Here is a 13,734-nt window from a genome sequence, read left to right as displayed (position 1 = left end):
CCCCGCGCCCCCTGAGGCTGACCCCTGTGAATGGCGCGCTCACGGTGCGGCTGCCCGTGGACCTGGTACGTCCGAAGGCTGCCGAGACGATCCCCGACGGTCCGGGATGGCATCACTCCATCAAGCTGGACGGCTGGCGAGTGGCCCTGACCGTCACGGACCAGGGGGTGCGCATCCACTCCCGCCGGAAGCGGGAGATCACCCGGCAGTTCCCCGAACTCGTCGAAGCCGCCGAGGGGTTGGGGGTCGGCACCGTCATCGACGGTGAGGTGGTGGTGTGGAACGAGCAGCAGCAGCGCTTCGACTTCGAAGCGCTCCAGTCCCGTGGCCTGGCACGGAATCCCCGGCCGGGAGGGCCCGGAGCCGTCCTCGTCGCCTTCGACCTGCTGGCCGCCCCGTACACCGACCTGCACACTTCCCCTCTGCGCACACGCTGGCCCCGGCTGCGGAACGTCGTGGAACAGGCCGGTCCCGAGATCCAGATGGTCCTCGCGACCGACGACGCCGAGCAGGCCCGCACCTGGATGAGCGAGATGCGCCCGAGGGGTGTGGAAGGGATCGTCTCCAAACGCTGGGACGCCGCCTATCTGCCGGGCGATCCGAAGGCGGCGTGGCGCAAGGTACGCAGTGCGGACACCCTCGACGCCGAGCTGGTCGGGGTCGTGGGCCCGGAGCGGCGCCCATGGGCCGCCGTCGTCGACCTCCCCGACGGGCGCCGGATGGTCACCTCCCCGCGGCTGGCGTCCGTGACCGCCTCGCAACTGGGGCGGGCGGTCGCCGGACAGCTCGGCGAGAGCACGGACGACCCCGAACTGGACGTGCGGTGGCGGCCGTTGGCGGTGGTGCCGCTGACGGTGGAGGTTCGCGTACGGAGCGGGCGGCACACCCTGGTGCGGTACGTGCGTCTGCGTCCTGAAATCTGATCACCCCCAGCAGCTGTACGCGCACAGGCGGGCGTTCCGAGGCCCGCGGGCTTCTGTAAAGTGCGAGGCCATGGGGAAGGGACCGGGGAACGGGGCGGGGAGCGCGGCACAGCCGTCAGGCGATGCGAACACCGCGCGAGCACAGGCCAGTTCGGCTGAGGGACCGCCGGGAGCGGCGTATGCGCCGCCTCAGTTGACCCTCCCCCCTGACGGCCCGTACGGCCCCGATCCGCACGGCCGGAAGGGTCCGGCGCAAGTCCGCCGCACGCACAGCCGAACAAGCGTCGTGGTCGCTTCGGTCTGCGGGGCTCTCGTCCTGTGCTGCACAGCCGCCGTCGCCCTCTCCGCCACCGCGAACACGTCGGCGCCGGTCTCCACCGTGGGTCTCCCCCGCTCCCTGGACGGCGGAAAGCTCACCCTCACACGGGACTTCAGCGACGAGCCCGGACTCGCGCTGCGCAGCAAGCGCAGGACGTCCGCACAGGGACTGAAACCCGTGGCCGGACAGTACGAGGGACTGGAACCCGTCGGCGGGCAGTACGAAGGCGCTCCCCGGAACGGAGGGAAGCCGGACGACCGGCTCACCGTCCGCGCGTACAACGGCACCACGCTCCGGCCCGAGACGACCGTGCACGACCTGCTCACCACGCTTGAAGGCGACGAGGCCTCCGCAGGCGAGCGGAGGCGGATCACTCCGCGGGGCGGTGAAGGGCCGCTCACCTGCGAGGTGATGCTCAAGGACAGGACCGGCGGCGACGAGGGCGTAGTCGAGGTCCCCGTCTGCGCCTGGTCGGACAAGGGCTCCGTCGGCGCCGTCCTCGACCACGGCCCCTCGGTTCGCGGTTCCTACGGCTCCGACCTCGACGCCTTCGCCGGGCGCGTGGACTCCATACGCGCAGAGGTCGGCGTCAAGAGAATCAAGTCCGGTTCCGAAACGTGACGGGCATGCCCTGGCAGCCGCCCACCGATGTCGAACGGGCGCTGTACGAGGCCAAGTCGCGCGAGGACTGGTCGGCGTTTCTGGACGTGCTCGGCAACACCTGGCTCTACTACGCCGTGAAGCGCGGCCCCCTCGACGCCGTCGGGCAGCGCTCGTTCACCACCCGGTGGGACGTCCGCGCGGGCGCCTACTGCCGCAGTGTCTTCACCCCCGGGATGCTCCCCGCCCCGGAGGCCGACCCGGTGTTCGTGCGGAAGACCCTGAAGAACTTCGCCTCGGACTGGCCGGACGAGGGGACCTGGCTGCTGGTGAACCCGGGCAGTCCCTGCGAGGCGTACTTCCCTGCCACCATGGCCCACCGCGCCCTGTGGCGGCAGCACGCCGAGCGCGCGTGGAGGCAACAGCACGAACGGCTGCGCACCCTGTCGGTGGGCGGACCCCTGCACGGCCCCGTGGCGCACGGCCTCGCCTGCGGAGCGCTGCTGTGTGTCAGCAACGGCTCCCTCTGGAACGCCGTGGCCTGGCACGGAACCGGCTACGACGAGGAGAGGGAACGCCTACGGGAGTGGTGGGGCATCACCGACCGCGCCGAGTGGCAGAGGTACCAGGAGCTGCTGCTCCAGGGAGAAATGAGCAGCGGTGCCTGGGAGTTCGTGCTCCGCGTCCGCAGGAACCTGGCGCGCGCCTCGGAGGACGGCTCGGTCGGCATCTCCCGGTGGCGTGACGTGACGGAGCGCGTAGTGCTGAGCGGTGCCCGCGAGAGCACCTCCGGACCGGACGAGAACGAGGGCGACGGCATCACCTTCGACGCCGAAGTGGAGCGCCTGCAGGCCCTCATCGGCCGCATCATGCGCTACGAGTCGCGCTTCCGGGCCGACGGCGTGCTCGGCGAGGACGAGGTGGTCTCGTCCGTGCTCGCCTGGGACTACGGCCGCGCCTCGAAGATGGCCCGCTGGGGTCTGGGCGCGCGCTACTGCGAGATGTCGGAGACCGAGCAGGCGCTCATCCGTGCGGGGCGTGCGAGCCGGCGGGTCTACGGATCGTGGGAGGAGTTCTCAGCGGGCTACATCCTGGGCCGCTGCCTCCACTTCGACGAGGAGAAGTTCGGCGACTGGTACGAGGACATGCTCGACGCCCACCGGATCCTCACCACCGACCCGGCCAGTCCCTGGCTCAACATCCCCTTCGCACAGTCCTCTTGAGGCCCCTATAGGCTGGCCCGCCATGGGGATGGGGATGCGGCACCGGAGCGGACCGAGCACCGGGACTGAGGTGCGGACGGAGCCGCCTGCGCAGGCCGGCAGCGGGTCGTGGCAGGCTCCGAGCGACGTCGAACGCGCGCTGTACGAAGCGAAATCGCGCGACGACTGGCCCGCCTACTTCGACGCCCTCGGCGACACCTGGCTCTACCACGCCACGCCCCGGTACCCTCTCGACGCGGTCGGCGAATGCTCCTTCACGCCGTACTGGAACGCGCAGACGAGCACGTACTGCGTGGCCATGCTCACCCCCGGCATGCTGCCCGTACCCGTGGCCGACCCCGTGTACGTCAGCAAGCACCTCAGGGCGCTCGCCGCGAGCTGGCCCGACGACAACTGGTGGCTGGCCGTCAATCCCGGGACGCCTTGCGAGGCGTACTTCCCGGCTTCGATGGCTCACCGCGCCGTGTGGCGGCAGCACTTCGAGCGGTCCTGGCAGCCCAAGCACGGCACGCTGAGGGTTCTCGGGGTCGGCGGCCCGCTGCACGGGCCGGTGGCGCACGGCCTGGCGTGCTGTGCGCTGATGTTCGTCAACAACGGCCAGCCCTGGAACAGCATCGCCCACCACGGCACCGGCTACGACGACGAGAAGCACCTGCTGGAGCGGTGGTGGGGCATCACCGACCGCGCCGAGTGGCAGAAGTGCCTGGAGCGGCTGCTCCGCGGTGACATGGTCAGCTCCCGCTGGGAGTTCGTCCTGCGCGTCCGCGACACGCTCCGCACCAGTCCCGCGCACGCCTCCGGGCCCGTCCCCTGGCGGGAGGTCACCGAGACCCTCGCCCGGGAACGGCTGGACCGGCTCAACGCCGCTCCCGAGGGTCCCGGGGAACCGGACGAGACCGAGGTGGACACCGACTCCGAGGTCGAGGCCCTGCAGGACCTCATCGGCCGCATCATGCGCTACGAGTCCCGCTTCCGCGCCGACGGACTGATCGGCGAGGACGCGTACGTGCGCTCCGCCCTGGCGTGGGACTACGGCCGCGCCTCCGGCATGGCCCGCTGGGGCCAGGGCGCCCGGCTGTGCGAACTCCACGAGACCGAGCAGGCGGTGCTGCGCGCGGGACGCGTCAGCCAGGCGACGTACGACTCGTGGGAGGAGTTCTCTGCGGGCTACGTACTGGGCCGCTGCCTCCACTTCGACCAGGAGAAGTTCGGCGACTGGTACGAGGACATGCTCAGCGCGCACCGCATCCTCACCACGGACCAGGCCAGTCCCTGGCTCAACATCCCCTTCAAGTAAGGCAGTCGGCAGCGGGGGCTTGCTGCCGCGCCGGGACGGCGTCAGGCCGACAGCGCCCGCTCGTCACCGGAGGTGTCATCCGCGCAGGCCGCGGCCAGCCCGTCCACGGACACCCCCGGCGCGGCGGCCAGTGCCGTGACCGTGAAAGGGGCCGGCGACGGTTGGACCCTTCGCACGATCGACGGCAGCCGCGCGGCTCACTCGAGCACACCGTCCCAGCCCCCGAGGACGGCCCACGGATCCTGACCCTTCCCTGAAGCCGACGCGGTCGGCTCGTGGTCACGAGGGCGCCGGCAGTCCTCGCCTGGAAACCCGGCCGACGGGTACGGGGTCAGTCGCGCGGCGTCCTCACCCCGTGCACCGCCGCGTACTCGGCGGCCAGCCAGGGGCCGAGGTCCTCGATGAGCATGGTGAGTCCGGCGGAGTCCGCCGGGCCGGGCGCCACGGCCATCCGGGCGGCGCGGCCCATCTGACCGGCACGCTGCGGGTAGTAGCCGCCGAACACCGCTGCCGACTGCTCGAGGTCGCTCGTCCACCCCTGCCAGCGGGGCATGACCAGCGTGAATCCTGTGCGCACGACCTTGCGTGAAGCACCGCGTACGAGCACGCGGAGTCCGTCGTCGGTGAGAGCGGGATCCGCCGCACGCGAGCGCCACCGCTCAAGGGCGGGCGCGAGATCACCGTTCGTCTCGCGGGCGAGCAGCGAGGTGGGACGGTAGCGGGGCAGCTGCTCAGCGAGGTCCGGGCCGATCAGGGGCGTGCAGAGGCAGGCGACGAACCATCCGCCGTCGTGCCGCTCCTGCTCGCTCAGCAGTGTCCGGGCGCTGGAGAGCAGTGCGCCGGCCCCGTCGATCTGGTCGAAGTCCTCATCGAGGCCGCGTTCCAACTCCCGGGCGCGCGCGGCGTCCTCGGCGTCCGGCTCGCGGTGCAGGGCGAGCAGCAGGTCCAGGTCGGAGGCGCCTTCCCGCGCGGTCCCGCGCGGGATGCTCCCGTACAAGTAGGCGCTGTGCAGCAGCGGTTGGGGGAATGCCGCGGCGATACGGGTGCGCGCCGCGTCGACCACAGGCGTGAAGGCCGCCTGGATCCAGGACGTCCTTCCGTCCCGGACGAAGGTCCCGTCCGGCCGCAGACCGCGTAAGTCTCTTGCGTCCGGGGTCACTTCGGTGCCGTCCCTTCGGCCAGGTCCTCGAGCGCGTCGGCCAGCAGGTCCGCGCTGCGCAGAGCGACGGAGGGCGACGGCCGGTCCGCCTCGCGCTCCCACCACCGCGACAGCGCGTCGTGCACGGGCCCCCAGTCCAGCGGACGGTCCTCACGGACGGACGCGACCGCGTCCGGCAGCCTGGCTTCGAGAGCCTTGCCGAACTCGGCCGCGCCGGGGCTGGGTTCGGCGTCGCGGTCCGGCAGGTGTGCCTCCATCAGCATCGTGACCCGTCCCATCGTGACCAGAGCGGACTGGGCTTCGGATGCCGAGCGGCGCGAGAGGCGGCCCCGGTGCCGTACGGGTTCGGCGCCGGCCCGCGTCGCCGACTGGTCCCATTCCTGCCGTGCCGCGCGTGTGTCGAGCAGGGCCTCGCGGACCCTCCGGTCGGGGTGTCCGGGCCCGGGCGTGCCGGTGGGGCCGGCGGCGGTGTCCGCGGGACGTGCGAAGCGGTCGAGCACGGCGATGGTGTAACTCCCGGTCGCGGAGAGCCAGTCGGCGAGTCTGTCGCGCAACTGCGGTGTCTCCCAGGCGGGGAAGAGTGCGTAGCTCAGCATGGAGAGCGCCCCGCCGAGCGCCGTCAGCCAGATCCTCTCCAGCACCGTCTGCGACCAGAGAGAGCCCGCGATGCCGAGCAGGAAGACGACGTACGCACCGATGCAGGCCGAGGTGATGGCGTAACCGGTCCGCATCAGCAGGTACATGCAGCCGATGCTCACCACGGCGAGCCCCGCGCTCTCGTACGGAGCAGGGTGCAGCAACACCGTCACCGTACCCGCCAGGCCCACCCCGAAGAGCGTTCCGACGATCCGGGCGACCCCTCTCGAGTAGGTGCGGGAGAAGTCGGGGCGCATGACCATCACGGCGGTGAGCGGAGCCCAGTAACCGTGCTCGGGAGGCAGGATCCTGCCCAGCACGTAGCTTGCCGCGACGACGGCCGTCACACGCACCGCGTGCCGGCACACCGCCGAGGACCAGCGCAGTTCGCGGCGGAAGGTCCGCACGGCGACGGGCAGCAGTCCGGTGAGGGAGGGCTGGTTCAAGTGCCTTGGCTGGCGCACCTGTTCGCGCTCCGCGTCGGGGTCGACGTAGACGTCTCCGTCCTCGACGCTGTCGGGCCTGGCCGGCATGTGCCACGTCGCGCGCGGGATCAGCGGAAGGGAGCGGGTGACCTCGACGGGTTCCTGCGCCGCGTCGACCGCGTCCTCCGTCAGCGCGATCAGCCGCATGGCCGCCTTGCGCGCGGGGCCGTTCAGCACGGGCCCGGTCTCGGGGACCTGGAGCACTTCGAGGGCGTCCTCGGGGAGCCGTACGCGCTCGCCGCGGCGGACCGCACGGGCCGTCGCATCGAGTACGGTCGCGGCCGCCGCGAGCAACTCCCGTACGCGCTCCCGTTCCCTCCCCACCATCGGCGCACCCACGACGGGGTCGGCGAGCGAGGCGAGCACGGGCCGGAACCGTTCGGCCAGGCCCCGGTACCCGCCGAGCTGCCGCGGGCGGCGGCGCGCCTGCCTCGGTGAGACGGCCGCGGCGCTGCGCGCCTGCATCAGCGGCTCGGGGTCGAAGGGTGCGCTGGGGTCGTGGCGCAGGCGGCGCGCGTAGTCCGCCACACCTGCGAGTGCGTCGGCGAGTGCGTCACGCCGCTCGCCCCACGGCCGTACGGGGAACAGCACGATCAGCGCGGCCTGTACGCATCCGCCCGCCGCGATGAGCGCGGTGTGTGCGAGGGCGCCGAGGATCGTGGTCGGCAGAGTGGTGGTGACGAGCATGCAGGCGACCGTCGACGAGGCGACCACTCCGACGGTCGGCCCCAGGCCCCAGGCCATTCCGGACGCGAACGCCCAGACCGAGAGCAGGAGTACGAACACCGGCGGGTAGGGGACGGCCAGATAACCCACGAAGGTGGAGACGCCGAGGCCCGCTGCCGCGCACAGCGCCAGCACCGGACGCGGGCGCCAACTGCGCTGGAACGTCGCCACTCCGGAGGAGAAGGCCCCGAAGGCCGAGGCGACGGCCAGCTCCGGCGACCCCGCCCACAGCGTCAGCAGGACGATCACGGCGACACCGGCCGCACCACGCAGTGCGATGAGCGGACTGAGCTTGGCACGTTCGATCGACAGCCCGGACTGCGTCGTCTCGCTGATCGCGCGGAACCAGGGCTGGACCTTCATGCCGACGAGACTACGGGGACCCCCGAGGTCACAGGCGGACAGCCCTCGGCGGCGGGCACGGAGCGGGGCGCGGCAGCCGTCACGCGAAGGCAGCCCCCCCGGTGGACGGGTCCGGTCGCCGTGCGACCCGTCCACCGGCTTCAGTACGACCGGATTCGTCGAACCGATATCGACCTGGCCCTCGTTCATCTGTGCCTGCACAGGCCCGGTCACCTGAATTGGGGACGTGGACGGTGGGGTGCGAGGTGAGGCTGCACGCCTTCTTCCCCGTGTTCTTGATGTAGAGCAAGTAGTCGACGGGGTCGCCTCCCGCTCCGTTCTCGCCCATCGTGATCTTGACGGCGCTCTTCGCGCAGCCGGGAACAGGGGTGGAGCCGTTGCCGTCTTCGCTCCCCCCGGCGGACCCCGCGGCGGTCGCGCCGTTCCCGCTCTCGCCGGATCCACCGGACGTGCCGTCGTCCTCGCACTGCCCGGAGCGATGAGTTCGGGGAGGCCGGGTAGTCGACCTTGGCGAAACTCGCCTACCTGGAGGGGAACATGACCCACAGCGCTTCCGAGACCGGGGCGGGAGCCCGCGAACCGCAGCTCGTCACCGTCGATCAGGCAGTCACAGCCGTCGTCCGCGGCGTTGTGCCCACCGCCGAACTGCGCAACTTCTTCGACGCCTCGTTCGGCGAGCTGGCGAAGACGCTCACCGCTCAGCAAGTCGCCATCGTCGGCCCCGCGTTCGCCCTCTACCGCGAACCCCTGGGGCAGACCGCCGACCTGGAGATCGGCTTCGTCACGGACGGTCCCGTCCGTGACGAAGGGCGCGTCGCCGCCGCCTCGCTCCCCGGCACCCGGGTCGCCCGGCTGATCCACCACGGCGGATTCGACGGGCTGGGTGCCTCGTGGGAGCGGCTGTACGCGTGGGCCGGCGAACAGGGCCTCACGCCCGGCCCGGAGTTGTGGGAGGTCTACCTCACCGAGCCCACGCCGGACATGGACCCCGACGACCTGCGCACGGAACTCAACCTCCCGGTGACCGGCTGACCACACGCGCCGTGCGCGGCCGGACCTCGGACCGACGCCCCTCACCGGGTGGAGCGCGACCTTCCCGGAGCGCACGGGCGGGGCGGGTGGCTGTCCGCCCCGCCCGCGGGTCTACCGCTTGAGCAGGTCCTGTGCGGTGACGTGGAAGCGGACCGTCGCGCCGGAGCCGGAGCCCCAGCGCCGCCAGCCGGCCTTCTCCAGCACGCGTACCGAAGCAGGGTTGGACGGCTCCACGTCGGCGAACACCGTATGGACCTCCGGGGAGTTCAGGGCGAACTCGACGAGGGCCTGCGTCGCCTCGAGCGCGTAGCCGCGGTTCCGTCTGGACGCGACGACGCCGTATCCGACTTCGACAGCACCGTCGCCGGGAGGCCAGAACAAGCCGATCGAGCCGACCACGAAGCCACTCGTCCGCTCCACGATCTGGCGCTGGCCGTACTCGCACAGCGAGTCCGGATGCTCGTCGATGAACCCGGCGACAGCAGTGTCGCCTTCGGCGGGGAAGTCGTCCGCCCAGTGCGCCGGACGGTCACCGCTGAGGACGGCGGTGACCTCCTCGGCCGGCCACGGCCGCAGCACGAGGCGCTCGGTGGTCAGTTCGGCACCGGACGGAGAGAAGGAAGAAAGCACGGGAACTCCTGGTCGTTCGGACGACCCGGGCCCCGCTCACTGTGCTGGCGCGACCCGGACAAGGGCACACTGATGGAGCTCCTGGCGAGCCATATTCATCAACCTCCCTTGTCGGAGCGGTACTTCACACGGTCACTCGTGCGTCCCCGCGTCGATCGGAAGATACCAGCAGGCAGCAGGCATCACGTGCTCGATTTTCCGTGCACCGGCCGGTGGGCCCCCGGGCCTGCCTGCTCCCGTGAACAGGCAGGCGCGGGGGCTTTCCTGCCGGCGTCGGCCATCGCCTGACGTCGGTGGGGGACTCGATCAGGGGCAGCGCCGGCAGGGCTGTGGAAGGCCTGTCAGACCTTGCTCACGACGGCGGCGGTGCCGTAGGCGCACACCTCGGTACCGACACCGGCGGACTCCGTCACATCGAAACGGAACGCGAGTACGGCGTTGGCGCCACGCGACCGTGCCTGCTCGATGAGCCGCTCCATGGCCTCGTTGCGCGACTGGACCAGGGTCTTGGTCAGGCCCCTCAGTTCGCCCCCGACCAGCGACTTCAGTCCGGCACCGAGCTGCGCGCCCGCGTTGCGCGCACGGACGGTGAGGCCGAAGACCTCACCCATGACCGCGTCGACACGGAACCCGGGCAGCTCGTTCGTGGTGACGACGAGTACGTCCCCGCCCCGGGTCTGGCCGCCGCCGAAGTCTTCGTTGGACATCTTCTTCTCCCGTTGGATCATGAAAATCGGCATCTGCGCAGGACGCACACCGGCGCGGCAAGGAAACGCTGAACTGATGGTCTGCCCCCGTGGAACGCGCGACCAGAACTCTCGCCGAGCGGCGGTTCGTGAACGGTCCTGCGCAGTGACCCCCACGCTATGAACGCGCATACGAGAGGGATTGAGTAGTCGCTGCTCAATCGGGGGCCGGGTTTCGACGCCCCTTGAGGAGCGCCGAAATCCGCTACGGGGACCCCTCACGCCGCACACGGGCTTCGGCCCGCTGCGGGGCGACGCGACGGCTGCGAGGCCGACGGCGTGAGTTGAGCGGTCGTCGGACCCGGCGAAACCAGGGTGCTGTTCTGACACGCCCGTCGACGTGTCCGGCTGTGTCCGGCCTCAGTTCCCGGCAGTCGCCGAGATGCTCCACCGGCCGACCTCGCGGTAGCCGGAGTCGTAGACCGCCGAGCCGTCACCCGGCACGAGGTCGTAGTGGCGGAGGTTCCCGCCCCAGTACCGCAGGATCCGGCCCAGCTCGCTGGCGGCCTCCCCGTCGAACCCCGTTTCACCCATGTCGACTTCGAGAAGGAACTTCATCTGTTCGTCTCCCTGCCGGACTCGATTCGGACGCCGGTAGGTCGACCGGCTCCCGGGCTTCAATCATTTCATTGAAGTGCTGGTTGGAACTTTTCGAGCGATGTCGGCCGGTCAGCGCGGTCTCACTGCCCGGCAAGCCTCAAATCCCCAATGGGGGCACGACGACGCCCCGCCCGAGTCCTGCCCGGGCGGGGCGTCAGGGCCGGTGTGGCCGACGGCCGCGGACGTCAGGACGACGTCGGGAAGCCCAGGTTGATGCCCCCGCCGTCAGCGGGGTCGGGCCAGCGAGTGGTGATGACCTTGCCGCGGGTGTAGAAGGCCACGCCGTCGTTGCCGTAGATGTGCAGGTCCCCGAAGAGGGAGTCCTTCCAGCCGCCGAAGGAGTGGTGGCCGACCGGCACCGGGATGGGCACGTTGACGCCCACCATCCCCGCCTCGACCTCGAGTTGGAAGCGGCGGGCCGCACCGCCGTCGCGGGTGAAGATCGCGGTGCCGTTGCCCCAGCGGCTGCTGTTGATCAGGCGGATCGCCTCGTCGTACGTCTCGGCACGCACGACGCACAGCACGGGGCCGAAGATCTCGTCCCGGTAGGCGTCCATATCCGGGGAGACCTTGTCCAGCAGTGAGACGCCCAGGAAGAAGCCGTCCTCGTGGCCGTCCACGGAGTAGCCGGTGCCGTCGACGACGACGTCGGCGCCCTGGTCGCGGGCACCGCCAACATAGGAGGCGACCTTGTCGCGGTGTTCGCGCGTGATCAGCGGGCCCATCTCGGAGGAGGGGTCGTCGCCGGGACCGATGCGGAGCTTGTGCGCGCGGTCGGCGATCTTGGCCACCAGGTCGTCGCCCGTCTCTCCGACGGCGACGACCACGGACACCGCCATGCAGCGCTCGCCGGCCGAGCCGTAGGCGGCGTTGATGGCGTTGTCCGCGGCGAAGTCGAGGTCGGCGTCCGGCAGTACGAGCATGTGGTTCTTGGCTCCGCCGAGGGCCTGGACGCGCTTGCCGTGTGCGACGGCCTCGGACTGGATGTACTTGGCGATCGGGGTGGAGCCGACGAAGCTGACGGCGGCCACGTCCGGGTGCGACAGGAGCCGGTCCACAGCGACCTTGTCGCCGTTGACGACGTTGAGCACGCCGTCCGGAAGGCCCGCCTCGGCCGCCAGTTCGGCGAGCCGGTACGGGGCCGACGGGTCCTTCTCGCTGGGCTTGAGGACGAAGGAGTTACCGCAGGCGATGGCGAGCGGGAACATCCACATCGGCACCATCGCGGGGAAGTTGAAGGGCGTGATGCCCGCGACGACACCGATGGGCTGACGGATCGAGGTGACGTCCACACGTGTGGAGACCTGCGTGGACAGCTCGCCCTTGAGCTTCTCCGTGATGCCGCAGGCCAGTTCGAGGATCTCCATTCCGCGGGCGACCTCGCCCAGGGCGTCGGAGTGCACCTTGCCGTGCTCGGACGTGATCAGCGCGGCGATCTCGTCGCGGCGCGCGTCCAGCAGCTCGCGGTACTTGAAGAGAAAGGCGGTGCGCCTGGCCAGCGAGCTCTGCGACCAGTCCGCGTACGCCTGCCGTGCCGCGTCGACGGCGGCGTCGACCTCCTCGACGGAGGCGAGCGCGACGTTCGTGGGCTGTGCGCCGGTGGCGGGGTTGTAGACGGGGCCGACGTTTCCGGAGACGGACTCGACGGCCTTGCCGCCGATCCAGTGTCCGAGGGTCTTCATGCGGTGGCCTTTCTCGGGGAGTTGCGAGGTCCAGGGTGCGGGTCGTGAGGTGCGGTTCCGACGTTCGGGGGCCGGGGCGCGGTCCGCCGGGCGTCACCACTGTTCGTGTACGCGGCAGGAGCGGGCGGCCGGTGGCGTCTGTTCACAGGTGCCGCCGCCTGGTCGCCGCATGGCGTTCGTACTCCTCGCGGGCCTTGCGCGTGGCGGGCCGGTCGGAGGTCTCCGCCACGACGACGTCCCACCAGGCCGACGCCCCCGGCGCGGCGGGCGCCGACGCGCTGGTGTCCGTCTCGACGTACACGCACGTCGGACGCTCCGAGGCGCGCGCCTGGGCGAGTCCGGTGCGCAGTTCGCCGAGCGTCTCCGCGCGGATGACGTCCATGCCCAACGAGGCGGCGTTGGCCGCCAGATCGACGGGCAGCGGCTCGCCCGTGTACGTGCCGTCGGCCGCCCGGTAGCGGTAGGCGGTGCCGAAGCGCTCCGCGCCCGTCTGCTCGGACAGGCCGCCGATGGAGGCGTAACCGTGGTTCTGGAGCAGCACCACGTTGATGTTGACGCCTTCCTGCACGGCGGTGACCAGTTCCGTGGGCAGCATCAGGTACGTGCCGTCGCCGACGAGCGCCCACACCGGGCGGTCGGGGGCGGCGAGACGGACTCCGATGGCGCCCGGGATCTCGTAACCCATGCAGGAGTAGCCGTACTCCAGGTGGTACTGGCGCGGGGAGCGGGCACGCCACAGCTTGTGCAGATCGCCGGGGAGTGAACCGGCGGCGTTGACGACGACGTCGTCGTCGCCGACCACCGAGTCGAGTGCGCCCAGGACTTGGGGCTGGGTGGGCCGTGCGCCCTCGTCCTTGGCCGCGAAGGCGGAGTCGACGATCCGCTCCCAACTCGCCTTGCCGCGGGTGTACTCCTCCTCGTAGGCACCGGCGACGCGGTGCCCCAGCAGCGCGCCCGCCAGTGCCTCCAGCCCGGCCCGCGCGTCGGCCACGAGGGTCTGCGCGGACATCTTGTGGGCGTCGAACTCGGTCACGTTGATGTTGAGGAATCGCACGTTCGGGTCGGCGAAGAGGGTGTTGGAGGCGGTGGTGAAGTCGCTGTAGCGCGTGCCGACTCCGATGACGAGGTCCGCGCCGCGCGCCAGGTCGTCGGCGACCGCGGTGCCCGTGTGACCGATGCCGCCGACGTCGCACGGATGGTCGTGACGCAGTGAGCCCTTGCCCGCCTGAGTGCTGGCGACTGGGATTCCCGTGGCGTCGGCCAGCGCACGCAGCGCGTCCTCGGCCTCACTGTGGTGGACGCCGCCGCCCGCG

12 protein-coding genes and 1 pseudogene are annotated in these 13,734 nt (G+C 71.1%); 5 read left to right on the top strand and 8 right to left on the bottom strand.

Annotation, left to right across the window (positions count from 1 at the left end; translation table 11 throughout):
- The 4 genes from H5J26_RS21225 to H5J26_RS21210 form a co-directional block, all read left to right on the top strand.
- A partial coding sequence (locus H5J26_RS21225) for a DNA ligase (RefSeq protein WP_210771593.1) occupies positions 1 to 923 on the top strand: 923 nt, incomplete at its 5' end.
- Positions 924 to 1,209: 286 nt separating this feature from the next.
- A complete protein-coding gene (locus tag H5J26_RS21220; RefSeq protein ID WP_181767507.1) occupies positions 1,210 to 1,863 on the top strand; it encodes a hypothetical protein in 654 nt (217 codons plus the stop codon).
- Positions 1,864 to 1,868: 5 nt separating this feature from the next.
- The gene (locus H5J26_RS21215; protein ID WP_181767506.1) at positions 1,869 to 3,065 is read left to right on the top strand and encodes a DUF1266 domain-containing protein; all 1,197 of its coding nucleotides are present in this window, start codon (positions 1,869 to 1,871) and stop codon (positions 3,063 to 3,065) included.
- Between the two features lie 70 nt (positions 3,066 to 3,135).
- Positions 3,136 to 4,362 carry a DUF1266 domain-containing protein gene (locus tag H5J26_RS21210; protein WP_309238009.1) on the top strand — a complete coding sequence of 409 codons (1,227 nt, stop codon included), beginning with the start codon at positions 3,136 to 3,138 and terminating at the stop codon, positions 4,360 to 4,362.
- Between the two features lie 331 nt (positions 4,363 to 4,693).
- Here the strand turns inward: H5J26_RS21210 and H5J26_RS21205 are convergent, their stop codons facing one another.
- The 3 genes and pseudogenes from H5J26_RS21205 to H5J26_RS32460 form a co-directional block, all read right to left on the bottom strand.
- Positions 4,694 to 5,521 (bottom strand): nucleotidyltransferase domain-containing protein, encoded by an 828-nt coding sequence (locus tag H5J26_RS21205; RefSeq protein WP_181767504.1) that lies wholly within the window; start codon positions 5,519 to 5,521, stop codon positions 4,694 to 4,696.
- On the bottom strand, positions 5,518 to 7,731 hold the full coding sequence (locus H5J26_RS21200; protein ID WP_181767503.1) for an FUSC family protein: 2,214 nt from the start codon (positions 7,729 to 7,731) through the stop codon (positions 5,518 to 5,520). The genes H5J26_RS21205 and H5J26_RS21200 overlap by 4 nt, the downstream gene beginning before the upstream one ends.
- Before the next feature lie 79 nt (positions 7,732 to 7,810).
- Positions 7,811 to 8,074: pseudogene (locus tag H5J26_RS32460) on the bottom strand (hypothetical protein); the annotation flags it as partial.
- Between the two features lie 194 nt (positions 8,075 to 8,268).
- On the opposite strand from H5J26_RS32460, the gene H5J26_RS21190 reads away from it, so the two are divergent.
- Positions 8,269 to 8,763 (top strand): GyrI-like domain-containing protein, encoded by a 495-nt coding sequence (locus H5J26_RS21190; RefSeq protein WP_181767501.1) that lies wholly within the window; start codon positions 8,269 to 8,271, stop codon positions 8,761 to 8,763.
- Between the two features lie 111 nt (positions 8,764 to 8,874).
- On the opposite strand, the gene H5J26_RS21185 is transcribed toward H5J26_RS21190, so the two are convergent.
- The 5 genes from H5J26_RS21185 to H5J26_RS21165 form a co-directional block, all read right to left on the bottom strand.
- Positions 8,875 to 9,393 (bottom strand): GNAT family N-acetyltransferase, encoded by a 519-nt coding sequence (locus H5J26_RS21185; RefSeq protein ID WP_309238008.1) that lies wholly within the window; start codon positions 9,391 to 9,393, stop codon positions 8,875 to 8,877.
- Positions 9,394 to 9,734: 341 nt separating this feature from the next.
- Positions 9,735 to 10,100 carry a YbjQ family protein gene (locus H5J26_RS21180; RefSeq protein WP_181767500.1) on the bottom strand — a complete coding sequence of 122 codons (366 nt, stop codon included), beginning with the start codon at positions 10,098 to 10,100 and terminating at the stop codon, positions 9,735 to 9,737.
- Positions 10,101 to 10,499: 399 nt separating this feature from the next.
- Positions 10,500 to 10,697, bottom strand: coding sequence for a hypothetical protein (locus H5J26_RS21175; RefSeq protein ID WP_181767499.1), 198 nt, complete (start codon positions 10,695 to 10,697; stop codon positions 10,500 to 10,502).
- 227 nt (positions 10,698 to 10,924) lie between these two features.
- Positions 10,925 to 12,421 (bottom strand): CoA-acylating methylmalonate-semialdehyde dehydrogenase, encoded by a 1,497-nt coding sequence (locus tag H5J26_RS21170; protein WP_181767498.1) that lies wholly within the window; start codon positions 12,419 to 12,421, stop codon positions 10,925 to 10,927.
- A gap of 142 nt (positions 12,422 to 12,563) precedes the next feature.
- On the bottom strand, positions 12,564 to 13,734 hold a 1,171-nt coding region (locus tag H5J26_RS21165), incomplete at its 5' end, for a thiamine pyrophosphate-dependent enzyme (RefSeq protein ID WP_235980883.1).

The sequence above is a fragment of the Streptomyces albidus (ex Kaewkla and Franco 2022) genome, assembly GCF_013870515.1.
Taxonomy (GTDB): domain Bacteria; phylum Actinomycetota; class Actinomycetes; order Streptomycetales; family Streptomycetaceae; genus Streptomyces; species Streptomyces albidus.
This window is presented reverse-complemented; position numbering and strand designations above follow the sequence as displayed.

Coding starts and splice junctions, on each gene's coding strand:
- H5J26_RS21200 (WP_181767503.1), bottom strand. CDS start 7,731: ATGAAGGTCCAGCCCTGGTTCCGCGCGATCAGCGAGACGACGCAGTCC.
- H5J26_RS21190 (WP_181767501.1), top strand. CDS start 8,269: ATGACCCACAGCGCTTCCGAGACCGGGGCGGGAGCCCGCGAACCGCAG.
- H5J26_RS21180 (WP_181767500.1), bottom strand. CDS start 10,100: ATGTCCAACGAAGACTTCGGCGGCGGCCAGACCCGGGGCGGGGACGTA.
- H5J26_RS21175 (WP_181767499.1), bottom strand. CDS start 10,697: ATGAAGTTCCTTCTCGAAGTCGACATGGGTGAAACGGGGTTCGACGGG.
- H5J26_RS21170 (WP_181767498.1), bottom strand. CDS start 12,421: ATGAAGACCCTCGGACACTGGATCGGCGGCAAGGCCGTCGAGTCCGTC.
- H5J26_RS21215 (WP_181767506.1), top strand. CDS start 1,869: ATGCCCTGGCAGCCGCCCACCGATGTCGAACGGGCGCTGTACGAGGCC.